The sequence below is a fragment of the Mariprofundus ferrooxydans PV-1 genome (genome assembly GCF_000153765.1).
Taxonomy (GTDB): Bacteria; Pseudomonadota; Zetaproteobacteria; order Mariprofundales; family Mariprofundaceae; genus Mariprofundus; species Mariprofundus ferrooxydans.
Genome location: NZ_DS022294.1, coordinates 620,836 through 646,381, shown reverse-complemented (window position 1 = coordinate 646,381; position 25,546 = coordinate 620,836). Strand labels below are relative to the sequence as shown.

Annotated in this window: 21 protein-coding genes, 1 tRNA gene and 3 pseudogenes; 6 read left to right on the top strand and 19 right to left on the bottom strand. The window is 47.5% G+C overall.

Features of this window, described 5'->3' with window-relative positions:
• Position 1 precedes the first annotated feature (1 nt).
• The 3 genes and pseudogenes from SPV1_RS02965 to SPV1_RS02955 all read right to left on the bottom strand — a co-directional run bounded on the left by SPV1_RS02965 (position 2) and on the right by SPV1_RS02955 (position 1,503).
• A complete protein-coding gene (locus tag SPV1_RS02965; RefSeq protein WP_196795093.1) occupies positions 2-334 on the bottom strand; it encodes a hypothetical protein in 333 nt (110 codons plus the stop codon).
• A 250-nt stretch (positions 335-584) separates the two neighbouring features.
• A pseudogene (locus SPV1_RS02960) lies at positions 585-892 on the bottom strand (YkvA family protein).
• 534 nt (positions 893-1,426) lie between these two features.
• Positions 1,427-1,503 (bottom strand) — tRNA-Arg (locus tag SPV1_RS02955).
• Positions 1,504-2,118: 615 nt separating this feature from the next.
• Here SPV1_RS02955 and SPV1_RS02950 point away from each other — a divergent pair.
• Positions 2,119-2,703, top strand: a complete 585-nt coding sequence (locus SPV1_RS02950) for a superoxide dismutase (RefSeq protein WP_009849612.1) — start codon at positions 2,119-2,121, stop codon at positions 2,701-2,703.
• Between the two features lie 183 nt (positions 2,704-2,886).
• Positions 2,887-3,273, top strand: a pseudogene (locus SPV1_RS14775) (GFA family protein); the annotation flags it as partial.
• Between the two features lie 328 nt (positions 3,274-3,601).
• Here SPV1_RS14775 and SPV1_RS02940 read toward each other — a convergent pair.
• Positions 3,602-4,156: a hypothetical protein gene (locus tag SPV1_RS02940; protein ID WP_018294625.1), complete on the bottom strand. Its 555-nt coding sequence runs from the start codon at positions 4,154-4,156 to the stop codon at positions 3,602-3,604.
• 258 nt (positions 4,157-4,414) lie between these two features.
• Between SPV1_RS02940 and SPV1_RS02935 the strand changes: the two genes are divergently transcribed.
• Positions 4,415-5,281 (top strand): AraC family transcriptional regulator, encoded by an 867-nt coding sequence (locus SPV1_RS02935; protein ID WP_009849609.1) that lies wholly within the window; start codon positions 4,415-4,417, stop codon positions 5,279-5,281.
• A 56-nt stretch (positions 5,282-5,337) separates the two neighbouring features.
• On the opposite strand, the pseudogene SPV1_RS14825 reads toward SPV1_RS02935, so the two are convergent.
• The 3 genes and pseudogenes from SPV1_RS14825 to SPV1_RS02925 form a co-directional block, all read right to left on the bottom strand.
• Positions 5,338-5,556: pseudogene (locus SPV1_RS14825) on the bottom strand (helix-turn-helix transcriptional regulator).
• 32 nt (positions 5,557-5,588) lie between these two features.
• Positions 5,589-5,855, bottom strand: a complete 267-nt coding sequence (locus SPV1_RS02930; RefSeq protein ID WP_196795092.1) for a TfoX/Sxy family protein — start codon at positions 5,853-5,855, stop codon at positions 5,589-5,591.
• Between the two features lie 231 nt (positions 5,856-6,086).
• The gene (locus SPV1_RS02925) at positions 6,087-6,989 is read right to left on the bottom strand and encodes a LysR family transcriptional regulator (protein ID WP_009849607.1); all 903 of its coding nucleotides are present in this window, start codon (positions 6,987-6,989) and stop codon (positions 6,087-6,089) included.
• A gap of 90 nt (positions 6,990-7,079) precedes the next feature.
• Between SPV1_RS02925 and SPV1_RS02920 the strand changes: the two genes are divergently transcribed.
• Positions 7,080-8,006 carry an NAD-dependent epimerase/dehydratase family protein gene (locus tag SPV1_RS02920; RefSeq protein ID WP_231288258.1) on the top strand — a complete coding sequence of 309 codons (927 nt, stop codon included), beginning with the start codon at positions 7,080-7,082 and terminating at the stop codon, positions 8,004-8,006.
• A 119-nt stretch (positions 8,007-8,125) separates the two neighbouring features.
• Here SPV1_RS02920 and SPV1_RS02915 read toward each other — a convergent pair whose 3' ends face one another.
• The 5 genes from SPV1_RS02915 to SPV1_RS02895 form a co-directional block, all read right to left on the bottom strand.
• A complete protein-coding gene (locus SPV1_RS02915) occupies positions 8,126-9,313 on the bottom strand; it encodes an SPOR domain-containing protein (RefSeq protein ID WP_009849605.1) in 1,188 nt (395 codons plus the stop codon).
• Between the two features lie 108 nt (positions 9,314-9,421).
• A complete protein-coding gene (locus tag SPV1_RS02910; RefSeq protein ID WP_009849604.1) occupies positions 9,422-10,024 on the bottom strand; it encodes a DNA-3-methyladenine glycosylase I in 603 nt (200 codons plus the stop codon).
• Positions 10,025-10,089: 65 nt separating this feature from the next.
• Positions 10,090-11,196, bottom strand: a complete 1,107-nt coding sequence (locus tag SPV1_RS02905) for an ATP-binding protein (RefSeq protein ID WP_009849603.1) — start codon at positions 11,194-11,196, stop codon at positions 10,090-10,092.
• Between the two features lie 53 nt (positions 11,197-11,249).
• On the bottom strand, positions 11,250-12,032 hold the full coding sequence (locus tag SPV1_RS02900) for a phosphate ABC transporter substrate-binding protein (protein ID WP_231288257.1): 783 nt from the start codon (positions 12,030-12,032) through the stop codon (positions 11,250-11,252).
• 40 nt (positions 12,033-12,072) lie between these two features.
• A complete protein-coding gene (locus SPV1_RS02895) occupies positions 12,073-14,709 on the bottom strand; it encodes a hybrid sensor histidine kinase/response regulator (protein WP_009849601.1) in 2,637 nt (878 codons plus the stop codon).
• 264 nt (positions 14,710-14,973) lie between these two features.
• On the opposite strand from SPV1_RS02895, the gene SPV1_RS02890 reads away from it, so the two are divergent.
• Complete coding sequence (locus SPV1_RS02890; RefSeq protein WP_009849600.1) at positions 14,974-16,401, top strand: MobA/MobL family protein; 1,428 nt, start codon at positions 14,974-14,976, stop codon at positions 16,399-16,401.
• A gap of 241 nt (positions 16,402-16,642) precedes the next feature.
• On the opposite strand, the gene SPV1_RS02885 is transcribed toward SPV1_RS02890, so the two are convergent.
• The 7 genes from SPV1_RS02885 to SPV1_RS02860 all read right to left on the bottom strand — a co-directional run bounded on the left by SPV1_RS02885 (position 16,643) and on the right by SPV1_RS02860 (position 24,958).
• Positions 16,643-17,101 carry a hypothetical protein gene (locus tag SPV1_RS02885; RefSeq protein WP_009849599.1) on the bottom strand — a complete coding sequence of 153 codons (459 nt, stop codon included), beginning with the start codon at positions 17,099-17,101 and terminating at the stop codon, positions 16,643-16,645.
• Positions 17,089-17,634, bottom strand: coding sequence for an HAD family hydrolase (locus SPV1_RS02880; RefSeq protein ID WP_009849598.1), 546 nt, complete (start codon positions 17,632-17,634; stop codon positions 17,089-17,091). Before SPV1_RS02880 ends, SPV1_RS02885 begins: the two co-directional genes overlap by 13 nt.
• Before the next feature lie 198 nt (positions 17,635-17,832).
• Positions 17,833-18,582: a metallophosphoesterase gene (locus SPV1_RS02875; protein ID WP_009849597.1), complete on the bottom strand. Its 750-nt coding sequence runs from the start codon at positions 18,580-18,582 to the stop codon at positions 17,833-17,835.
• Positions 18,582-19,700 (bottom strand): AAA family ATPase, encoded by a 1,119-nt coding sequence (locus tag SPV1_RS02870; protein WP_018293981.1) that lies wholly within the window; start codon positions 19,698-19,700, stop codon positions 18,582-18,584. The genes SPV1_RS02875 and SPV1_RS02870 overlap by 1 nt, the downstream gene beginning before the upstream one ends.
• A gap of 721 nt (positions 19,701-20,421) precedes the next feature.
• Complete coding sequence (locus SPV1_RS14090; protein WP_231288256.1) at positions 20,422-20,676, bottom strand: hypothetical protein; 255 nt, start codon at positions 20,674-20,676, stop codon at positions 20,422-20,424.
• Positions 20,677-20,764: 88 nt separating this feature from the next.
• On the bottom strand, positions 20,765-22,405 hold the full coding sequence (locus SPV1_RS02865) for a recombinase family protein (protein WP_269146629.1): 1,641 nt from the start codon (positions 22,403-22,405) through the stop codon (positions 20,765-20,767).
• Positions 22,406-22,414: 9 nt separating this feature from the next.
• Positions 22,415-24,958 carry a PAS domain S-box protein gene (locus SPV1_RS02860; RefSeq protein WP_018293984.1) on the bottom strand — a complete coding sequence of 848 codons (2,544 nt, stop codon included), beginning with the start codon at positions 24,956-24,958 and terminating at the stop codon, positions 22,415-22,417.
• A gap of 361 nt (positions 24,959-25,319) precedes the next feature.
• Here SPV1_RS02860 and SPV1_RS14605 point away from each other — a divergent pair.
• The coding region (locus SPV1_RS14605) for a hypothetical protein (protein WP_231288255.1) at positions 25,320-25,546 on the top strand (227 nt) is incomplete at its 3' end.

Below are 25,546 nucleotides of genomic sequence, written 5' to 3'. Positions count from 1 at the left end.
TTCAGCTGTGCAGTAACTTGGGAGGTTGGTCTATGAAGTGTGCAATCTCGGGGAGATTGAGCGAGGTCGGAATATTGACCAGTTTAAGCGGCACATCATATGTGCCCTGGTTATTGATCGCCTGCCCCAGAAACACATGCGCGGCATGGGCTGCACATGTCTGGTCAATAGGACTACTGTCATGGTTATGATCTGTCTGTGACGATGTCATATGCGCAGGAGCATCCGCTGCCTGGCACACATCAATGCCTGCTCCGCAGACAAACATGCCCAGTTGCAGAGAAAAAACAGCTATCCACGCCAGCATTCGCATGGCGTCAAGGTAGTAAGCCATGCATTTCGAGTCAACAAGAATTGTTCTGATTGTGCATTTTTGGTGGCATTGATTGTTTGGCAATTCCGCGTAATTCTGGGGCAGAATATTGAATCCTGAGTGGCTATTTTGGCCGCACCTTGCCGATCACGCCACAGGCAATAGTCGGCAAAACTCGGTCACTAAGTTTATAAATGAAAACCGCAGGTGAGGGTGGCAAAGCAACTCACCACATTCCAATACATCAGTGAGCTTATTCTTTCCAAATCATCTACCCAACCAAAGCAACGCATACTAACCAAACGCATATAACAAAAACTGCACCAAGAATACTTCGGGACGTTCGATTAATGCTTCCTCTGCTTGTTTCCGCAAATCTTCCATGACATTTTCAGGAATCATCCGAATCACCAATGCAATCCCTAACGGAAGGATTATTAAATCATCGAGATATCCAATCACAGGAATGAAATCAGGAATGAGGTCAATTGGACTTAGCGCATAAGTGGCGATAAATGCCGCCAAGGCTTTTGCATACCAAGGCACCCGCGCATCCTTTGCTGCCAAGTATAGAGCCATGATGTCCCGCTTGATTGATTTTGCTCAAATCTTTAGTTGCTTCAACATCGCAAAATTTTAACTCCAGCTAAATACATTAGATACTGTTGTCTAACCTCTTCTTGCACATTACTAAACTACAGGAACCTGTCCAAAGGATGGGAACCAGCTCACTTGTTCTCATATTCCGCTTCAGCAAAGCTCATCTGATCCATGGAAAACCTCCGCGGCCTCAGGCTACCATAAGCGATGAGTTTTTCAGAGTATCCCTAACTAAATGTTGAAGCACATCCTACTGCTTTGAATTACGGAAAGCGGGCCATTTACTGCATCATCTGATGGAGTAATACGAGAAGGCCCTAAAGACAGCCCTTCGCGATATGCTTGGATTGATTAGCAATAGTGCATTGATCAATGATGGTGCCAATTGTACGATGTAAATTGGCGTTGAATTTGGTCACATATCTGCGAGTCCGTGACCAAATGGTGACCAAGATCATGTGACCAAGCTGGGCTTGCGTGCATTGTTTAAGTGCTTGATTTTATTTGGGAAAGTGGTGCACTCTAGTGGATTCGAACCACTGGCCTTCGGCTTCGGAGGCCGATGCTCTATCCAGCTGAGCTAAGAGTGCAGTTTTCGTGACCACGCGTAATCTACTGTTATTTTTAAGCAAATGAAACAGGCTGGTCACGATGTGGTCACATTCTGGTCACGCCTTTTTTTGACCTTCGACCCTGCAGGCATGAAACCATTTGCGGGCCTCATCTCTTCGTGGTCACACCTCTTAAATGCCCACTATGACCGTTATCTTCGGAGGCCGATGCTCTATCCAGCTGAGCTAAGGGTGCATATTGGAAATAGGTTGCAAAGTATCACATATCAGTATGGCTGACACATCAATCAGCGTGTCCACGAAAAAAACTTCATGATACGTGCCGGGGGATGCTAATGAGCTGTCATGAAAATGGAACAACATATATTTATCTCGGCTGGAACGGGGCAAAAAAAACGGAGGTTTCCGGCCTCCGGACGATCCTTGCGCTGAATCATGGCAAGTCCCTTTAAGGGGGGCGATGCATGTGGTATTAAAGCAGGTGATTGTTCAAGTTTACCGCACATACTGGATTGTGGGGCTGACGCGGTGAGTTACTTTTTACCCTGCGGTTATGAGAGGGGTTGTGCATGAGGCTGAAACTATGTCTATACTAAAGCGTTAAGAAGATATCATCCGGAACAGGAGTCTGTCATGCCATTTGAATTACCCCCACTTCCCTATGCCCGTGATGCACTGGCGCCACTGATCTCGCAGGAGACGTTGGATTACCACTACGGCAAGCACCACAATGCCTACGTCACCAACCTGAATAATCTGGTTGTCGGCACCGAATTCGAAAAGGGTTCGCGATTGGAAGATATTATTCTCCAGGCCGACGGCCCACTGTTTAATAATGCAGCACAGGTATGGAATCACAGCTTTTACTGGCGCTGTCTGTCGCCGGATGGCGGCGGCGAACCGGCTGCTGAGTTGCTGGCGGCCATCGAAGCGGCTTTCGGCTCCTTTGCTGCATTCAAGCAGCAGTTTTCTACCTCTGCTGCCGGCAACTTCGGTTCCGGCTGGACCTGGCTGGTGAAACAGAAAGACGGCGCGTTAGCTATCGTCAACACCGCCAATGCAGGCAACCCGATGACGGACGGTCTCATACCGCTGCTTACCTGCGATGTATGGGAACACGCCTATTACATCGATTATCGCAATGCCCGGCCGGCCTATATCGAGGCCTTCTGGAAACTGGTCAACTGGGAGTTTGCTGCAGCAAATCTTGCGGCCTGATCGCTTCCATTCAATACGACAACCTATCCTCTCCGGCTCATCCGGGACGGCCATGCTGAGGCAATAATGCCGACATAGGCTTGGCCGGGTGTCGCGGGCGAGGCTGTTTGCCGACACAGCCGGCAGCTGACACTATTTCACTACTGTAAACATGGATAAGAGTGGAGGTGAGGCGTTAAGCGGCTGAAAGGGTCATGTCTGTGCGGCAAGGTGAACATCGAGCTGCCGGACCACTTCGAATATATCGGCAGTTGCCACTGCTCGGAGTGTCGTAAATTTTCGGGTGCAGCCTGCGCTACGGCCGGCGGGCTCGATGGTGCGGCGATGCGTATTGTTGCTGGTGAGGCGTTTATTTCGGTTTACCGCAAATCGGAAAGCACCGAACTCGCTTTCTGCCGCAACTGCGGCTCCAGCCTGTTTTCGCGCAAGCTGGATTCTGGCAAGTGCAATGTGCGACTTGGTATTCTTGATGATGTGCCGGCGCAGAAACCGGCATTCCATATTTTTACCGGCTCCAAAGCCCCGTGGGAAATGATCGGCGACGGTCTGCCCCGATTTGAGGCCGGCCCTGGCTCCAATCGCCTGGAGCAGGAGTCAAAGGGGTACGTTGTCATCTTCAAGGCCAAGGTTGCTCAAATGGATGCCGAATATGGCGTGACCGCCGCACGCATGCGCGAACGCGCCATACAGGTCTACGGCTGCACCGGTTTTGATTCTACAATGGAAAATGGTGTGGAGGTTTCAATCTCCCACTGGCCCGACCTCGAAACCATGCGGGCATGGAAGGCTGATACTGAACATCGCGTGGCACAGCAGCAGGGTCGCGAGAGGTGGTACAAAAGCTATTCGGTCGAGATTGCCGAGGTTATCTGCTGCGCTACTGCGGAATAGTGGCCGCTCAGGCCAGTGTGTAATCCAGCTTCTGGTTAGCGAAGCTCAGAGAAAAGCTCTGTGCTGTAATCTGTGCGGCAATGGCCGGCAGACGGGCGTAAATCGCATCGGTCATGGCCGGATTGGCATCGGCCTGTTGCTGGGCTTTGGTTACTGCATGAGCGATTTGCTGGATCTTCAGGGCATTCTCCATACCGATCAGGTCGTTGCGTAGCGCCCGGGCACTACCATCGTTGAGCATACGTTCGATCTCGGCAGCTTTCGGATCGTCTGAGGTGACGACGAATGTGCCGTCATTGTTCGATTGAATGTCGACTTTCGTTGAGGCGGGAATGCCGAGCTTTGTCATGAGTGCCTGTAAATCCGACTTGGCATTTGCCATATGCCAATTTGGGTCGAGGCTGAGTCCCGATAGGTTGGAAAGTAACCCCGAGGTTGTTTGCGATGTCTGGGAAAGGGTAACTGAATCATCGGCCCTGGCAGGAGCTGTTATTTTTTCATCGGTTTTTGCAGAAGCAGGGGTGAAATAGTGGGGGGTGGTTGCGTTGATTGCTCCAATCATTGGCCTCTCCTTTGAATCGTCAGGGATATGAAGAATTGAATATAAAGCATATTTTGAGCCGATTGAGCATGTGTTCGATTGTTCTAAGATTTTCCTTGATAAGCAAGGCGTTACAGGTTTTTTTATGATCGGGATATCAAACCCGGTGTGGCAAATTTTGCTGGAACTGGAAAAAAGTGCCTGTCAGGCGAATGAGCAAGATCGGTCAGGATTGGCATTACGGTACGCGGCAGGATTGCGGCTGTGAGGAGAGTGTCAGTGAATGAGATAACGACAAGGGCATATGCGAAAAGGTTTGAAAAGGTGTTCGACTATATCGACCATCATCTGGCTGATCCGCTCGATGTTGAACAGTTGAGCCGGGTAGCCAACTTTTCGAAGTTCCACTTCCATCGACAGTTTTCGCTATATGCCGGTATCAGCGTCTTCGCCTATATCCGCATGATGCGACTCAGGCGGGCTTCGTACCGGCTGGTGTTCTGTAAGGAGGAGCGGATCATCGATATTGCGCTGGATGCCGGTTTCGAGAACCCGGAATCCTTTTCGCGTGCCTTTAAGCAATCGTTCGGACAATCGCCCTCCGGGTTCAGAAAAAAGCCGTTATGGCAGCCGTGGAACGAGCGGTTCCAACCGCCGCCAAGGCAAAGGAGCGAGAAAATGGAAGTAAATACAGTCGATTTTGCAGAAACCAGGGTGGCGGTGCTGGAGCACCGCGGAGCGCCGGAGCGGGTCAACGATTCGGTGATGCGATTTATCGAATGGCGCAAACAGAGCGGGTTATCACCGGTAAAAACGAGTCGCACGCTGGGTCTGGTCTATGATGATCCGGCTACGGTGGAGGCGGAGCAGTTCCGTTTCGATATCTGTGGTGAGGTTTCTTCGGATGTGCCCGCAAACCCGCAAGGTGTGAAGAGCGGGGTGATTCCGGGCGGCCGTTGCGCCGTGATTCGTCATCACGGTCCACACGAGGGGCTTGGCGAGAAGGTTTATTATCTCTACCGGGACTGGTTGCCGGAGAGTGGGGAGGCGTTGCGTGATGCTCACCTCTTTTTCCACTACCTGAACCTGCTCACGGAAGTGGAGGAACATGAGCTGATCACCGATATTTACCTGCCGTTGAAGTAGCTTGTAGCAGCAGAAGCCGGCGGGTCATGCCGGCTTCTGCTTATCACCAATGCCGATCACTCGGTCAGATAGTACTCCAGATTGCATCCGGGATGCGGAGGGTGATGCTCATACAATAGCTCGATGTTCCGGATGCGATCAAAGCGGAAGTTGCGGTATTCATCGCGCAGCCCGCACCAGGCTCACAGTGTCCAGTGATCGCTTCAGCCGACCATGCCGAGTGGCCATAGGGTGCGCGTGGTCTGCTGCTCTTTTATATCGCGGTAGTGGATCAAGATCTTGCGACGGGCCTCGCATGCCTTTCGGATCAGGCCGTGGGTGGCTGCTTTGCTTTCTTCGGCTTTGGTATCGGCAGCCCTTTCGCTGTTGCCACAATCAGTTCACACAACCAATCGCTATCTTCCCACGCATCGGGATCGATTTGCAGATGTGGGCGTGCCTTCGGATAGGGCGAAGCTTCTACGATATCTGAGAGTAGTGCTCGCCCACCTTTGGTAGGCTTGAGAAACAGCAGGTCATCGCAGACCAGCCCCACGGGCTTCCCGTCCAGATAGAGGCAATACTCGCCGAACATCTTTTTTTGCTGAGGCGGAATGCAATTCGGCCAGCTGATCGAGCAGAAAATCAATGGTGTTTTGTGATGTAGCCATGCCTTACTCCTCCGGCAGTTCGAATGGGCCCGGTGCTTGCGGGGGGCATCCATGTGTGCATGTATCATGCATTCTTGGGTCCATTTCTGACAGTAATATGTATCAGGCCTCATTTGTCGGACCGCGCCTCCACCTCGCTGAACTGGATTGCCGGTTCAGGAGAAATTCAGCCCGCGATAGGGATCGTCTGCGAACCATGCAATCAGATGCCTTTTGAAGGCGCGAATGCGGGCGTTGTACTGCGTGTCGGCGTGGCAGACAACCCAGAATTCCAGTGGTGGTATGGGGGCCCATTCAAGGATCCGTTTCATTTCCGGCCACTGTCTGGCAACTCCTACATGAGTGCCAACGATTCCGCAGCCCTGCAATGCCAACTGGATTTGCAGCATCAGGCTGTCTGTTCGTAACTCAAAATCATTGTTAGAGAAGGTAAATCCCATGGCGCGGGCACCATCAATAAAATCACGATTCTGGTCAAAGCCGATAAGCGCGTGTTCCCTGAGTTCATTGAAACTTTCAGGTGTGCCGTGTTGATCGAGATAGCTTTTATGGGCATAAAAGCCGAGCGGCATATCCGGCAGTCGTCGGGCGACCAGGTCGGGTTGCTTGGGGTGAAACATTCGCAGTGCAATATCAGCCTCGCGCTTGTTCAGGTTACTGGCGCGATTGCTGATCACGATCTCAATATGTACGGCCGGGTGCTGCTTGCGGAATGCGGCGATAACGGCAGGCAGCAGATAGATGCCGACAATCTCGTTGGCGCTGATACGAATTTCTCCGTTCAATTCGGTGGAGAGTCCGGAAACCTGGCGTGCAAAGGTTTCGGCAGAGTTGTTCATTTGTTGTGCCGCTTCAACCAGCGCCGTGCCCTCCTCGGTGAGGTTCAGGCCTTGCGATGTGCGTTTGAACAGATTTAGACGGGTATGACTCTCCAGCGTCTGGATATTGCGGCTCAGCGTCGGCTGCGAAAGCTCGAGCGATCTTGCCGCTGCCGACAGGCTTCCCGCATCGGCAACAGCAAGAAAGGAACGGATCAGCTCCCAGGGAATGCTATTCATATATGTATGGCCACCATCAATATATATCTATTCCATATCATAATACGGATAACCATAGTGGCGATGTCCGGATCGGACAAGGAGCGTAACATGGATCATGTACTGATTATCGGCATCAACGGCACCTTCGGCAGAGAGGTGGGAATCGCCCTGAAAGCAGCCGGTGTTCAGGTTTCAGCCCTGATGCGTCACCCTTCCAGACTACCCGCGGCCCTTGAAGGGGTACATGTTATACAGGGTGATGTGCTGGATAGATCAACGTTGGCTCATGCATGCGAAGAGGTCGATACTATTATCTACGGGGTGAATCCGCCCAACTACGACTGGAGCGAAAAAGCGATAGCATGCCTTGAGCCGGTTGCCGATATGGCCGAAAGAAAATGCCTCACTATTGTTTTTCCCGGCAATGTCTATGCCCTGGACCCGGCTGACGGACCGGAGTTCGACGAGCAGGCCGTGCAGCGGCCGCGCACGGAGAAGGGGGAGATACGCAGGGCGATGGAACAACGCCTTCAAACTGCAGCCCTGCACGGAGCAAAGGTCATTATTCTGCGAATGGGTGACTTCATCGCTAAAGATTCAGGAACTTCATGGCTGCCTGTCTTGATCAGGGAGGGTAGAAGGGGAATCACCCTCGCGTCTCCCTGCGCTGAAACATTGCGCCGAACTTGGGCTTACGTCCCGGATGCTGCCAGAGTGGTCATCAGGCTACTGCAACGAGTCGATGAACTGGAGGCGTTCAATCTGTTCCACTTTCAGGGAATGCGCCTAAGCATTCGTGATATAGCGGAAGCGATGGAAGATGTATATGGAAAGAGGGTACGCATCAAACCCTTCCCATGGTGGGCGATCAGGCTCGCATCGCCATTCTCGACCCTTTGTAGTGGCCTGATTGAGATGCGTTACCTATGGAACGAGGAGCTGCTTCTCTCAGATGCCAAGCTGCGCACCTTTTTGCATAGGGATGTGCCATCAACAGATATTCGGACAGCGCTTACAGAATATCAGCAGGGCTAGCTGATAAGTTTCTCTCTTTTCCGTATTGATTCGCTCAATATATCCGCGATACGACACCTTGTACGTTGTTGATCAGCCCATGGATCGCGAAGGCATAAGTGTTGTCGCACACTGCGGGCTTACTCCGATGTGCGGGGTAGCGGGTGGTAGTTCTCTATCCAGGCATCACTGAACTCCCGCTCTTTTTTATATGTCCGGAGTGCCTGTATGGCTGCCCGTTTGCTGGCGAAGCCGGGGATGCGTATGCGATAAAACGACTTGTTGCCAATCGTGACCCAGACCAGTTCGGTTTTAATGCCTCTGTTATCGAGGCTTCGCTCTATTTTTTCGGCAATAGCGAGATTGGAAATCGATGTTAAATTGACAGCCCAGGAGATGCGGGTATGGGCCGGCTTGGGCGCAATTACCTTGCGCGAGACCGGGTCGATATACAGGTGCAGCATGGTGGAAGGGGGCGACGCTGCCTGCGTCGGGGTGTGTGATTGTTTCTGCTCTATCGTGGGTGCTGACGGCTCATTCTGCTCCGGCGCGGCAGCAGGCTCTTCGACCTGATCCGGTGCGGTAGCAGGCTCTTCGTTCTGTTCCGGCGCAGTTGCAGGTTTCTCGCTATGATCCGGAGTGGCTGCAGGTTCCTCGACCTGATCCGAAGTAGTAGCAGGTTCCGCGCTCTGCTCCGGTGCGGTAGCAGGTTCCTCGACCTGATCAGAAGTAGCAGCAGGCTCTTCGCTCTGCTCCGGTGCGGTAGCAGGTTCCTCGACCTGATCAGAAGTAGCAGCAGGTTCCGCGCTCTGCTCCGGTGCGACTGCATGCTCATCAACCTGATCCGCCTCGACGGGTTGCGTTGTGTCGTTTTCCGGTGCCGTTTGCTGATCCATGACGGCAGGCGTAACCGGTTGCACTGTAGTTTGTGCGGGTGCTGTCTGTGAAACTGGTTGCCCGATATCGGTGGCGGCATGCTTGTCATCATCGTCACCATTGAGAGCCAGCCAGAGAACCATGCTGAGCACGATTGCGAGAATAAAGCCAGCCAGCAGAACGATGGTGGGGTCTGTTGTTGTGTCGGTTTTTTCGGTCACTGCAGGCAATGTGGCCTGCGATGGTGATTCATCCGGCTCGGATATGGGAGGTTCGATCAGTTCGGGCTCGCTGCCGGCTGATGGCTGTGGCCCATCCGCATCGTTTGCAAAATCCTCATCGACGTCATCCTTAAACTGGGCAATGAGCGAGTCGAGGTAAGCTGCCTGATCGCCATCCGCCTGTTTAGATGATTGCTCTTGTTTATTCCTGCCGGAATTATCTTCGGACACTTGCCCCCTCCATCCTCTGGGTTTCCGTAAGCTGGCGAGTGTTTCACTACCGCGGCAGGATGTCCATGCCCCAGCTAACCTGAATCACTAGCCGCTAGTTGTTTGCGATCAGCAGGGGCGTTTGAACGCCTTGCGGGCGCGCCCCACTTCATCTCTGATTACGCAGCCTTCGACATGATCATTGACCAACCCCATGGCCTGCATGAAGGCGAAGGCGGTGGTCGGGCCGACGAACTTCCAGCCGCGTTTTTTCAGCTCTTTGGACATGGCGACCGATTCCGGCGAGGTCGAGGCAGTTTGCGGCTCTGCCGGGTGTCTTGCTTCATAGCGCCAGACGAAGGAGGCGATGGAGCCTTCCCGTTCAACCATTTCACAAGCCCTCTGCGCATTGTTGATCGTCGCCTCGATCTTGCCGCGATGGCGGACGATGCCGGCATCGCCCAGTAGGCGCGCCACGTCGCTTTCAGTAAAGCGTGCAACCTGCTCGAAATCGAAGCCGCAGAAGGCGGCGCGGAAATGCTCGCGCTTGGCAAGTATTGTGCGCCAGCTCAAGCCGGACTGGAACGACTCCAGGCAGAGCTTTTCGAAGAGTCGCCGGTCATCTGCGACCGGGAAGCCCCACTCACGATCGTGATAGTCGAAAAACTCCGGTGCAGCATTGCACCAGCTACAGCGGGGCCGCCTGTCTGGTCCCAAAATCGTATGGCTCATCAATCTGCTCCTGTTATCCGATTCTGGTCGGAAATTACCGGTTTGTCATCGTGCTGGCAGCAGCGTTAGCGGCGATCGGCCTTTCGGGTCGATTCCCGCTCCAGTATGCGCCGAATGCTTTTGCTGACCTTTGCCAGATCATATGGTTTATCCAGAACCTCGATATTGCCTGTCATGCCATGATGATCCGACTCTTTATCGTAACCGGTCGCAAAAAGCAGTTTTGCACCAGGAGCTATCTCCCTGATCTGCCGGGCCACATCCGGGCCTGTTAATTTGGGCATAATGATATCAAGTATGACCAGATCTATTTCACCCCTGTGTTGCCTGTAGCTTTCGAGCGCTGCGCGGCCATCACGAGCGGTCAGCACACGGTAATTAATCGATGTCAGTACCTTAGCGAAGGTCTGCAGTACATTCTCATCATCATCGGCAAGCAGAATAGTTTCGCCATCTCCGTTGATGACCTCCTGCTGTTGTTCTATCGGTAGCACTGTATTTGCATTGCTTTGAAGAGGCAGGTAAATTGAGAAGCAGCTACCCTGTTCGGGTGTACTCTCAACCTCAATGACCCCGTGATGTGATGTCACTATGCCGTATGCCATTGCAAGTCCCAGCCCCGTGCCTTTTCCCACCTCCTTGGTGGTAAAAAACGGATTAAACACCTGTTCCATGTGCTCAGGCGCGATGCCATGGCCGTTATCGGATAGTCGCATACAGGCAAAGGCATCCTTATTTTCTGCTTCCGGATGGCGTTCGATAAAGTCGCTGTCGGGTTCGTAGTATTGCAGCGACAGGTCGATGCGGGCCTGATCCACTCCCTCCAGTGCATCGCGCGCATTGGTCAGCAGGTTAAGGAAGAGCTGTTGCAGCTGGGTTATATCGCCTGTTATCAGCAGGGAATTTTCGCAGTAGCTCATGGAAAATTGTATGTTTTCCGGAATGGCGACGCTGTCGAGTTTGGCCGTCTCCTTGATGAAAGGGACTAGTGCCAGAGGCTTCTGCTCGACCTTGCCTTTGCGAGCGAAGGTAAGCAGTTGCTGTACCATGCTGGCTGCTTCGAAGCTCAATGTCTCCACCGATTGCAGGCGTGCTGCTGTCTCGGAGCGAGAGTCGATACCGCTCCGGGCCAGATAGAGGTTGCCGGTGATGGCTGCCAGCTTGTTGTTCATGTTAGGCTACATTGGTCAATCTCTTAGAGATTCGACTTCACAAAGGGGAAGTATCAATTTACAGGGATGTAACCCGCCTTCTTCACAAGAGCCATGGCTTCTTCAGATTGAACAAACCGGACGAAATCAGCAACGTAACCGGGGACATTCTTGGGAACTAATAGATAAAGTTTCCGTGCCATAGGAAAAGAACCATTCCTGATGTTACTGAGTGTAGGAGAAATGACTTTATCGTCAACTTTCAAGGAAAGAGCCTTCACATCTCCGCTGGCATAAGCGAAGCTGACATAACCGATTGCCTGGTCGCTCGATGACACCAAATTGAGCACTTCCTGATTATCGCCAAGAATAATTGCTCTCTTAGTTGCTCGTGCTTTCGGGTCGCCAAACACGGCCATGGCAAAGACAAAGCGAGTTCCCCTGTGCACCTCTTTGTCAGCAACTAAAATTTTTCGATTTGCCCCCCCTAATTGGTTCCAGCTTACTATCTTCCCTTGATATATCCGAGCAAGCGTAGGTAAATCGACTAGTTTGATTCCTGCTTGAAATACTTCCCGTGAAACAACCGGAACGACTGCGTCCAAACCCACCACAAGATGCTGGATTGAACCAAGTTTCTTTTTTTCATCGTCAGTTAATTCCCGACTCATCATTCCTATTTGAATACGCCCATCGATTACTTTTGCGAAACCCGCAGTAGAACCGCCACTGCCAATAATGAATTGGATATCTGGGTGGCGAGATGAGTAAACATTCGCAGCCAGCTTGATGAATTTCTGAATGGTTGATGAACCAGCTATTGTGATGACTTCTGCCTGAGCCTGCTGCAATAACATACAGGAAAAACAAATAGCTATGAGCGTGAGGTATATAGACTTAGGCATTATCACTTTCTTCTCCAAGCACCTTAATGATTTCCTGCCTTAGAGTGTCCTCTGTATAAGGCTTTTGGATAAATCCTGCCAGCCCCTTACCCGAAAACTGCTGAATCGCTTCCTGAGAGTTATAGCCACTGCTTAGAATAATGTGACAATCCGAATTTAGTTGCTTCAGTCGAATAAATAAGTCCCTACCATCCATGTGAGGCATGGTTAAGTCTGTTAAGACAAGGCATATGTCACCTTGATGGCGTCGATACAAGGATAGCGCCTCCTCACCATCAGATGCAGGGATGGTTTTAAATCCTAGTTCTTCCAGCATCATGCAGGCCATTTCACGAACTGTTTCTTCATCATCAACGACTAACACAGCTTTTTCCAAAAACCTTGGAGGTAAAATATTGCTTTGCTTGGTGGCTGTGTCGGTATGAATGTGCTCTTCTTTGCTAATTGGCAGCAATAACTTAAAGGTCGTGCCTCGCCCCTTCTCGGAGTACACTTTTAAAGCCCCATGGTGGCCGCGCACGATTCCCAAAGTCGCGCTCATTCCAAGTCCCCGGCCAGTCACTTTTGTTGTAAAGAAGGGGTCGAAGATTTTTTGCACTGTTTCCTTATCCATGCCGCAGCCGTTATCACTTACTTCAACATAGACAAATCTTCCTGCTGATGTGTGCTCTCCAGCATGGCAATCTGAAAGATATTGCTCATCAGCATACATAACTCCAGTTGTGATTGAAATAACGCCGCTTTTACCTTCAATTGCCTCATTGGCATTGGTTACGAGGTTCATTACAACTTGCTGTATTTGTGCCTCATCAACCATGACCTTGGGCAGCCTGTCAGCCAAGTAATATTTAATAACAACTGACTTATCAATAGACACTTCCAGCAGGTGAGTCATTTCCTCCACCAGAGGGGACAGTGAAATTGATTTCAATATAAATTGCCCCTTGCCTGAATAAGCCAACATTTGTTTGCATAGTACACCGGCTGTTTCTGCAGATTGAACAATTCTATCAGCCCTCTCTTTTGCGCGAAGAGGGTCTTTCATAACATATGATGATATCAAAGACGCATTTCCAAGAATTGCTGCGAGAATGTTATTGAAATCATGTGCAATTCCACCGGCTAGGATTCCTAGGCTTTCAAGTCGCTGTGAGTGATGAACCTGTTTTTCTAATTGCTCCTTCTCACACTCAAGCATTCTTTTCTCAGTGATATCGACAAAAGTAACAACACTTCCTACAGCCTTACCATCTTCGAGCAATGGTTGGGCCCAGTATTCCACCTTGATTTCTTCACCGTCTTTCGTCCAGAAAGATTCATCGTCTCTGTGGATTCTGCTTTGGTTTTGATGCGCCTTATAAATATTGCACTCTTCTACTGGATAGGGACGACCATCAGGGTAAGAGTGGTGAATCAGGCTGTGGATTGTTTGGCCAAGAACTTCCTGCTCCTCATATCCAAGCAAGCTAAGAAACTCCCGGTTAACAAATGTACAGCGTCCCTCCATATCGATGCCGTAAATCGCTCCTGCTGTGGATTCAAGCAATAAATTCCGGTGATAGTTGGCTTCCCGTTCAGAGCGGACTCGCAGGCGACTATACGCCATCACAGCAACTACGCTTCCTATTACGACAACCAACAACAAAGCCAGCATGACATTGCGCACATATACATACTTATCTAGCGCTTCATCCTCATCGATTTCAGTAATAATTGCCGCCTGTAATGGAACATCCCAGCGCCACACACCAATTACGGGTACGCCGCGATAGTCTCTATAACCAGTGGTGCTCCACCCCATGCGGTGGGTTGTCAGGGCTTGTTGAACCCCGAATGTTAATGGCCACTTATCTTTTGGTAACTCCACTTCATTATTTGCTTCAAGCAGGTTAACACCTGGGTCGGCTACTCTCAGATGTTTTGTGCTCGGCTCACCTTCAGCGAGCAACCCAGTCATCACCAGATGTTCCTTGAATCGTGACTCTGAAAGCATCAGGCCATTCTCATCGACAAGATAGGTTTCTCCTGTTTCGTAACTGATACCTGATGTTAAAGTTGTTGATGAGAAACGAAAATCAGCACCTAGAGAAAGCGCAAAATAACCGAACACTTTTCCCGTATCGTTCATTACGCTTGCGATTCCCCACATTGAGGTTTTTCCATCAAACACAAAAGCATGTGTTACAATAAAAGGCTCTCCTTGGTTTAATCGTTCAATTGCGTTCAACACGACAGAAGGTGGGGGTTTGTGAGTATCATGCTCCTTCATCGAAATAAGAATCTTGTGGTTCTTGCCAATCAAATAAAATCCTTTATACCCTTGAGGGAATATATGTTTAGCAAGTAATTCTCTTAAATTGAATCGTTCACCTTTGGATATGTCTGGTTTCTGAAGCAACTTGTATATATTTTGATATACCAACTCATTCTTCAGGATTTGTTGGGATGATAGGGATATTTCTCGAATTTGCCGATGTAATGAGATTTGAATACTATTGTTGACAGTGGTAAGGTTGGTTATTGCTTCTTCGTTCAGATGGCTTTTAAGTTGAGAAAGGGCTACGGCTACGGCTACGGCTACGGCTACGGCTACGGCTACGGGAAATTCTAGTGTCCGTTTTTTCAACATAGCCCTCCTATCTCCTCACCCGATATGGTATGAAACTTGCAGGGGGGGGGCAAGAGAATTTTAATTTCTCAAGTTTTCTAATTATCTCCCGATAAATAGATTTACGCAACAGGCCCCTCTGGCCTAAAGAGCGCGCTTAGGCGTTTCTCTAGCGAGAAACGGCGCGTTAAGGGCAAGCCCTTAAAATCCCATGCATATTTAATTTATTTGAGTTCTGTTTTTTACGTTACCTATTTCAATTTTATAAGGAATAGGTGCGCCCTGATGGCAACGTATCATTTAACATTGAAGATCGGAGAGAAGGGTAATGCTGCCCGTCACTTCACTTATATTTGTGCAATTGAAAAGTATGCACATAAGCGAGGCGTAGTTCATATTGAGCATGGAAACATGCCCAAATGGGCTGCCGACAAGCCAGTCTTGTTCTGGCAGGCATCGGATGAATTTGAGCGTGCCAATGGCACTGTCTATCGAGAATTGGAAGTGTCATTGCCAAGGGAGCTGCCGCTTGCTCAGCAAATAGATTTGGCAAAACAGCTTGCTGAAGAAGCATGCGGAAATAACCATGCATTCAGCTTTGCCATTCACAATACGAAAGCCAGTGATGGTGCTATGAATCCTCATGTGCACCTTCAATTCTCTGAGCGTATTGATGATGGTCATGAGCGCGATCAAAAACATTATTTCAAACGCGTAAATAACAAGAGACCAGAAAGTGGAGGGTGCCGCAAAGATCGTTCATGGCAGGCAAAAACACGAGGTCGTGGAATACAACCTGCTAAATCCAGTGATAAGCTACTGGAAATTCGTCAATTATGGGAAGTTCTGTGTAACCAGACCTTGGCTGATTTTGATGTACCTGCACGCATTGATTGTAGAAGTTATGCAGATCAAGGTATTGATCTGATTCCACAGCCTAAGGTCGGCGCAGAATCCTGGAACCTACACAGAAGAACAAAAAAACAGGCTGATGAGTCCAAGGAAGATATTAAACCAGATATCATCAAGAATGAACGCTACCAGCGATGGGAAAAAGTTATTCAGAAAAACCAATATCTTCTATCTGATATGGCAAAGGTTCAACGTGATACATTGCTTCATCATTATGAAAAATTGATTGGTGACAAACAGATTATTCGCAAAGAACTTAATCAATTGAATTCTGCCAAACCTATGATTCAAACATTGCAGCAAGCTATTCAAGCATACCTTTCCAACACCAAGTCAGGCAGCGTTTATCACCTTGCCATGAACCACGCGAGCATAGAACATGCAAAAGCAAAAAAACGCTATGATGCCTACATTCTAATCAAGAATGCTCCGATAAAATTGTCAAATATCAGGGCAAAATTATCCTGCTGGTGGAATCATGGATTCAGGAGTACTGAAACTCAGTATATGAAGCAAGCCGACCGTGCACTCAGAGAAACCCAACATCAATATAATAAACTGCTAGACACGGCATATGCCCATCCAAAATTAATTGATAAAGCAGCCTCTATGCTTGAGTTTGAACAAACAAAGAGTCAACAAAGGAAGGATGAACTTCACACAATGAAGAACAGGCTCTCCCAAATTTCAGATAATTTACGTAGTACGCACCAGTCTTTGAAGTTACTACAGCAGAAACATCCAAATATCGATATGCCAAAGTCTACCCTCGCATTATCATCCACAGGTTCAGTCAGTTAATAAGCAGGGGCGTTTAGGAGTCAACTTTTGGATTGTTATTGTATATCAAAAAAAAGTAGAAAGGACAAACGAATTCTACTTTTTTGTGATATGTCATAACAACAAAAAATCGACTAATTAATTTGATCTCACAATATGCCTATATTCAGAGGGTGTATAGGGAGTCAACTTTTTATTGTCATAGCTTTCAACGTATCTGACATGACAAAAAAAAGTCGACTCATATTTTTACACTTAAACATCAATCTAAACTTATACATTCCTCAAAAATATCAACAGGAATATCTTTCCATGACTCTCCAAGAATTTCATAGGTTTTATCAATCGCTTCAATTAACTCTCCTGCAGTGTTATCAAGTTCAATATCAATTAAGTCTTCATCATTTTCAAGTGCCTCTCTTATCTTGTCAGCATCAAGAGACTTTTGAAAATCCTGAAGGTCTTTTTTTATTCGAACAGTAATACGCAAAAAAGTATCAATATTTTGATCACTATTTTCTAACTCAGTATAAAGATCCATTCTTTGATCATTATCAATATGTGGCAATCTTTCAAATAATTCATATAATACATCTTCCAAACATGGATTCATATTTTCAACCTCTTTTATTTTAGTATCATGGCATTCAATATATCGAACTGAACCATATGCCTCAATACAGTCATCAGTACTATATATATGAAATTCTATCGCCAACATCGCTTTTCAATTTTTCGAATATTGTCCGCATCCTTTAATTGAAGCAAATATGGCATTAACCGCTGAAGTTCATGGTCATCCTGAGCACCTAAGAATTTTTCAATTTGGATCAGGTTTCCGTAGTTCTTCTCAAGCATCGATGGCGTATCATCAACCATGATTGTTTGTTCCAGACGGAAACCAATGCGCTTAACCTTCTTTAAGTTTTTAACCCAATGATAACCACCACCAAAATCACACATGCCGATTGAGTCAACAACTTGAGTGCAACGATTGCCCGTCCATATGAACTCAAAGGGATAGTCAGGGCTGCATATCGCCCCCAAAGCCAACTTGGCATGCTCAGGCGATGCAGTAGTCCAAATAGCTACCTTATAATGCTCACGGCAAAACTTCATAAACGAATCAACATGTGGCCGCTTATAAAGATAACACCAATCCGATATAGCATCAGGTTCAGTATCCAAACGATGCTGGGAGCCATGGATTAATGTTTCATCAATATCCAGTATCAGTAGTTTTTTGTTATTCATGCCCTAATCCCTCAATATCTTGTTAACTCATTATTTATCGGTTCAACCACATCATTCTGAAGGCTCAAATCCCACACAGTTGAAATCATCATGTTTGGAAGCATTCGACTATCGACATATCCAAGGTCAATCACTATCACTATCCATATAGGAAGCATGACCCTGAAACAGCCATCAGGGCATGAAAGTTGAATGCTTTCATATCTCTACCACCATCGACGGGGTAAAAAATCCATTCTCCCACCCACCTAAAGGGTTAGGGTATCCCCGAGGATTACAGACCACGCGAGCGCCATTTAATACATAATCCAAGCTACTGTGCGTATGGCCATGAATCCACAAGTCCACATCAAGAATTAATGACTCTAGATCAGATGCAAAGCATGGATTCCAATCATTCCCCTTATATTGAGGAGCTATGCTTTTCCTCGAAGGTGCATGATGAGTTGCCACAACTGTTTTTCCATTAAATGATCGCGCCAATTCAGATTGAAGCCACAGCTTGTTTCTTTCAAACAGTGTTTGTGCATACACCCAATCAAAATGCTTCAAACCTCCAGCATGTTGGTTGATCTCATACTCCGATATAATTCTGTCAGCATCACAAAACAGTATCGATTTAAATTTTTGCAAGTCAGTCCATAGAGTAGACCCAATAAACCGTACTCCATTGATTACTGTAGTTTTGTTATCCATAAGCATCACATTTGATCCCGAACATGCCTGTTGCATCAAAGCTATATGCTCATCCATCAACATCGATGGATCATGGAACTCATGATTGCCTGGTACATACAGTACAGGAACTTGAAAACACTCTTTCGCCCAGTTAATACCAGTCACACCAACACCAATGTCTCCAGCTAGGACTATCAGATCAGCAGAAGTTACAGCAGGCTCAAATGAAGCACATTCAAGATGCAAGTCAGAAAGGATATGTATCTTCATCAGTGAATAAATCCTATTTTTTGTTTTGTCTCAATCGAGTGATATTCAGGAATATCTAATGCTAATAATGACACCTTTTTTTCTCCTCTTTTCACACGACATGCCGCATTTGCTAAGCCAGATTTTAGAACAGACTGGATGCGACGAATTGAAATATTGCGGTATGACAGCACCTTTCTAACCACACTCTCATTCAGCTCTATTGCAAAAGAACTTTGAAGACCAATTTCCAATACAGTAGATTGAAATAACTGGGGAATAATTTGTTCCAAATGCTGTTCGCTTGGAGCACTAACCGAGATAACCTCAAACCGATCACGAATAGGCTCATCTAAGCAGGTAGTATCATTACTTGTGGCAAACCAATTAATCTTACTCGCATCCATCGCTATTCCTATAAACTCATCTTGGAATGATTTGGCGTTATTTTTTTCTAGTAGTCCATATAAGGCTCCTGTGAAATTCTGTTTTTCAGCTTGGCTATTGGTTTTATCAATTTCATCGAGAAGTATCACTGGATTAGGACATCTAGAATTAATCAATAAATCATATATTTTACCCGGACGACCATTTCCCCAGCCTGCTGACAAGCCAGTTAAATCAAAATTATTTGTGGCTGCTGCACATGAAATCGAAGCAAATTCCGTTTCAAAGATTCTGCTCAATTTCATCAGAAAAGAAGTCTTTCCACAGCCTGCAGGACCATCCAAAAGAATAGATGCTCCAAACTCTAGGGCGGGGTGTTCTTTTAGCGCATTTAACCGCATTCGCTGCTTAATAAAGTTAACAACGTTGTGAAAATGAGGGTACATATTCAGCAAGTTATCAAGCAATGCTTCATAACCTGCTGGCAGGGGAGCAAGAAACGATTGTCCTCCATTTATTTGCATCTTTCTAAGACAAGCTTGAATCTCTTGGGAATCTTTTTGCTGTCCAACTGTTTTTAACTTTTGCAGTACTTCCATCCTATCAAATAGACACATCGAATATGCAGGCTCGTGAATATCCTCAGTACTGTTTAAATTTTTAAATGAACCTCGCTTTGCGAAACCTTCTGATTTCCTTTCACGCTTCTTAGGTGATGCAAATATCTGGTCTAACTCTTCTTTTGTAGGCATCAGTAACTCTCCATTGGGCAATAGCAATCCATCCGCGAAATAGCGGTAAAAAAATATCAATAAATTGTAGGCATAGGTAATTCTAAAAAGGGTTAGTTTTTAATCTGCATGGGAAGTACCACCTCAAAGATTCATAGTTATCACAAAGTTAAAAATGCATAAGTGGTGATTTAATATATCAAATATTTCGGCTTTGTCAAGCTAAATGTCGTTATTTTACAATCATTTACATAAATTTTTAACTTGACTTTTAGGAATTGGTTCTTTATATCAATAATCAAGGCTCGTTCTTTTAATAAAACATATTCTCAATTTAAGGATTCATACTAATCACGCATCGGTATGAACTCTAAGCTGTAAAACAACGTAGCTAGGAGTCACTTTTTGGATTGTTATTGTATATGCAAAAAAAAGTAGAAAGAACAAGCGGATTCTACTTTTTTATGATATGTCATAACAACAAAAAATCGACTGATAGATTATAAAAAAAACCACTTCAATCCTGTGAGCCTAAAGTCAACTTTTTATTGTCATTAGTTTTCAACGCATCTGACATGACAAAAAAAAGTCGACTAACTAAAACAACTCCATCAAAATCATGTGCTTTCACTACCATTTCTAAGGACAAGCTTATCTATTTAAACTTAAATACTCTTGCAATGGGTAAGCTTCCACTTGAAATGCCAGTTATCTTTTTATAGAGAAACTACACTTATATTAGCTACAGCAAACCGGCCATACATTGAATGTCCACCAGAATGATGCCAACCGAAACATATTCACCTGCTTTGGCAGCATGGATCGTCCATGGCTGTTTAGTTTCAACTCTTCGGGAAAGACTTCCTCTGGCTTTTTTAACTAAGTCGCAAACGCACTGACTGCGAGACACTCTCTTTTTAGCAGCATACTGATCTATCCAGTTATAAAGCTCTGTGGGCATTCTGATTCCTGATGATTTCGTTGATGGTTTTGGCATAAGCACCTCCAATAGTATTTTACAGCCTATCGACTGAACTTATCCCCACTTTAGCTATTTCTTGTGCACGCCTTGTGCACAAAGAACTTCAGGCTAAATTTCTTACCTCTTCAATACATTCATTCATTCCAGAAAAAGAGCGTTGGAGCATTTCAAGATCAGCCCCCATGGAAAGAACTTCCTTATGTTCATCAATCAAAACAATACCTTTTTGATTCGTTTTCTTGAGGTAATAAAATACACCATGTTCATTGAAATAGAGCTTTAACCCTACATCACGGAACATCCCATTAATCTGTGCACGCAGTTCATACAGCTTGTGCACATCAGTCTCTGACCTAAGTTCGAAGATAATACGGTTCAGCCTATCTAGGTTATGCTGAACTGGCGTGAAGGTGCGAAGCTCTGCCTCTTTTACCTCAATATCATGGCGAACCCCATCAGCGCTCTGCATGGCTTTCACATACCTTTTCCGAGCATCTGTCATCATCGAACCTTCAGCTAAGCTAAAAAGATCGGCAAAGCGACTAACCTGCTTTTCAACATCCAATAGCTTTGCATTCAGTATCGCTACTTCAGATTCCAGTTTTTGCTTGCTGCTTGTATGGCCGCCTAAAGCACTGAACCAATCAATTTTCTCACTTATTACAAGCAATGCTGCATTTTCAACATCACGATGGCGCCAGCGTTTGACGCACTTACAACCATTTCCCATATAGTTACTATTGCAGCGAAATAAATGAGAACGACCATTCTTGATCATACGAAAGGTCGAATGGCACTCCAAACATTTACACATACCTGAAAATAAGTTGGAAAACTTTTCTCCCTTCCTACCTGCTGATGAAGGATTTATTCTACTGACGCGGGCTGCCTGTGCTTTATCAAAAATACCCTCGCTTACAATAGCCGGATAGTAACCAGGAATAGATTCACCAATTGGCTCACCTTTCTGCTTGGGCTGATATTCACCTATAACTGATTTACTACGGATGATCTTAGCAATGTATGACGAGTGCCACATATCACCACCATTAAAAGTAGAAACTCCACGCTCATTCAATCCCGCTGCAATCTTCCGTTGTCCTGTCCCTGCGATGCTCTGATCAAAGATACATCTAATGACCTTTGCACGAGCTTCAATCACTTTAAAACAGCTTCTGTCCTTTGATATACGCAACCATTTTGGACATTGATTGGTCATAGGTCGTTTGAACTCCACCGCTAGTTTACGCTTGTTCTCCCAACTCGCTGATATGCGTTTGGATTTTACGGCGGATTCTTCATGGCTGCGACTCATAGAAATCAAACTAAACATAAGTTGACCCACATCGTTGATGCTTTCTGAAGTGTAATGCTGTCCATCCGCCAAAGTAACGATTTCAACACCTGCTGACAGGAGAGAGGAAAATAACCCCAAGGCCGTGAAAACCTGCTGGCGGGATAACCTATCCAAACTCTCCAGAATCAAAATAGAACCCTTGTCGACATGGCCATCTTCAACCAGTTTGATAAAGTCCTTCAGTGCCCCTTCAGTAGCGTTCTTTCCTTTATACGCACTCATTCCAATGTCACGTAGGCTATCGTCTAGAATTAGGTCATGCTTTTCCGCATAGGTACGGCTTGCTTCAAGTTGGCGGCGTAAGCTGTCACCTTTCAACTGTTGTGGCGTGGAAAATCTGATATAGGAATAGGCTTTCTTTGCATATAATAAGCTCCTTATTGGCAAGCCTACTATCTATCGGCAGGCGCTTGCGCTAATGTAGCCGAATTGTTTGAAGTCGTGAGCGATGCCGCCAACAAGCGTGCCGAGTGCCTCCATTTTTTGGGCCTGCTGCAGTTGCTCCTCGGCCTGTTTGCGCTCGGTGATGTCGCGCGCTACTGCGAGACTGAAGGTCTTGTCGCCATATTCGAAGGAGGAGGCATGGATTTCGACGGGGAATATTCGCCCATCTTTCGTCTTATGGTGGGTCTCAAAGGCGATGGGGGTACCTTCTACCACCTCTTTTGTCAGCTCCTTGTTTTTACGGTCAGTGATATCCGGATCGATATCAGGCGGGCTCATGGTCTGAAGCTCCTCCCGGCTATAGCCCAGAGCACGGCAGGCGGCATCGTTGACGTAGTGGAAGAGTGTGGTCTGATCGTCCATGAGATAGATGGCATCGGAGGATCGGTTTACAGCTGTCTCAAGCAGCGCCATTTCCTGCTCCGCCTGTTTGCGTTCGGTGATGTCCTGATGCGTACCGACACGCTTGATCTCGTTTCCATTCTCACCGTTGATGCGTACCCAGCGGCTATGAATCCAGCGAATCTCTCCATCCGGCCTGATGATGCGGAACTCCTGTTCAAAATCGCCATCCTTGTTGACAGGTAGCTCAATATCGTTGAACAGCTTCTGCTTATCATCGGGATGGATAAACGAGAGGCCCAATTCGAGAGAGGGTTCTTGAGGAGGGATGCCGAGAATGTTGAAAAACTCCTCCGACCAGTACATCTCGTCGGTTACCAGATCGTGGTGCCAGTTCCCAACATGGGCAATCTGTTGTGCCTCCAGCAACAGGCGTTGCTTCTCATTTAACTCTCTTTCGGCCTTTTTCTGTTCGCTGATGTCGCGGCCAATGGCAAGCACACCAGTCACTTCACCCTGTTCGTCATGCTCGACGACAATGCGAATCTGATGAATAACAGGATTCGTCGCCGTTCCCAGATTGGGGACAACAAATTCAATTTCATCGTCCTCACCGCTGGTGAGTGCATTGTCAATGGCCTGTGCGTAGGCTTCATAACTGCCGTCTGGGTGACGTTCACGGACGCTTTTTCCGATCAGTTTTACAGCATTTTCGCCTAGCATTTTTTCAAGAGATGGGTTGATGTATATGGCTAATCCTTGCCGATCATAGAGGATGATGTTGTCTGGCAAACTTTCTGCCAGACTGCGGAACTTCTGTTCGGATTCAGCAATTTTTCGCTCTGCCTGTTTGCGTTCGGTAATGTCGTGGGCAACACCGAGCACGGTCATTACCTGGCCATCGGCGTCATGTTCCGGTACTAACAGCATATCGTAGCCGTGGATCTCGTCATTCAGATCAATAAAATTGAAATCGACATGGCATGCCTGATCACTGTCGAACGTCTGGCGGATGGCTGTCGTCAGGTTTCTCGCTTCGCTGTCACTCAGTAGCTGGGTGTCTTCAGGTGTGTAGCCGAGCAGTGAATCGATAGGCTTGCCGCTGATCTGATTAATCACCGGATTGACATAGGTACGCCGGCAGTCGCGGTCATAGCGCAGGATAGGATCAGAGCTGTTCTCAACCAGCGTGCGGAAGTCGCATTCGCGGGCGATAATATCCTGCTCTATGCGTTTACGTTCGGTGATATCGGTGAGCATCGCAAAGGAGCCCTGAAACTCTCCGCTATCACCATTGATGACGCTTGCCGAGACCTGTGTCCACAATTCGCTGCCATCTTTGCAGCGTAACCGGCGTTCGTACTGCTCTGAAGTCCCTTGGCGACGCAGCGTCATATGCCGCTCGTGATCAGCGATATCTTCCTCAAATATGAAATCGCTGAGTTGATGTCCGATAAGTTCATCAGTGCTATAGCCAATCATTCCGACCATCCGTGCATTGATGAACGTAATTATGTGATTGCTGTTCAGGCCTACGATTCCCTCACTGGAGGTCTCGACAAAACGGCGATACTTGGCCTCGCTCTCTTGCAGTTCATGCCTGACCAGCAGACTGGTCAGAGCGTCGGTCAGTCGTCGGCCGATCTCCAAGAACAGTCGCTCCTCTCCGGCTGTCCAGATACGGCTGTGGGAGCATTGATGAATGCCGAATTCCCATGTGTCACCGCTTTTCGGATGCAGGGCGGTTGCGATGAAGGATTTGATTCCGAATCGTTGAGAAATATTGGAGGGAAGAGGGTGTTCAGGACCGAGGCCGAACTTTAAGGCTCCGTCACATGCCAGCAGAAGGCGCATTTTCTCCGCGACTTCCGGGTCCATGGGGGTATCGACATTCATGATGCCTGCACCGGGATATTCCAGAGAGGTAGACTCCATCGGCACTGTCCACGAATCTGAGTCAGGATTGCATGGGTAGAGGAGGTAAGCGCGGTCGCAATCGAAGATGGAACGCACCTCTTCGAGCACATTGCGCATCATTTCATTCAGGTCACTAGTTCCCTGGATGGCTCTGTTTATCCGGTCCAGGCCCTCGAAAAAATGCAGAGAGTCGAGTGTGGATTCTCCAGTCTCTACCCTGTCGGCCTCTCCTTGCATCTATACCTCCACGGGTGAACCCTGATTGATAATTATAGCCACTACACAGAATAGCCTCAATATAAACAAGGTTAGCCGGGCGGTTGCCCCCTCCTTCTGTTCATTTTCTTCATGCGATCTACGCCGATGAAGCTGGATTCAGGTCACAATCATTTGGACATTAGCGCAGGCAGGTAACAGTTATGTTTAGGACTGCAGGAATGAGATAGATAGAGACGGAGACCTAACGTGAAAGGGGGAGTAGCATTAAGTCACGACGGTTTGTTTGAGGAAGAGCAGAAGCCTAACGCGAAAGGGGAGGTGACATTAAGTCACGACGGTTTGTTTGAGGAAGAGCAGAGGCCTAACGCGAAAGGGAGACGTGACATTAAGTCACTCCCGTTTGTTTGAGGAAGAGCAGAGGCCTAACGCGAAAGGGGAGGTGACATTAAGTCACTCCCGTTTGTTTGAGGAAGAGCAGAGGCCTAACGCGAAAGGGGAGGTGACATTAAGTCACTCCCGTTTGTTTGAGGAAGAGCAGAGGCCTAACGCGAAAGGGGAGGTGACATTAAGTCACTCCCGTTTGTTTGAGGAAGAGCAGAGGCCTAA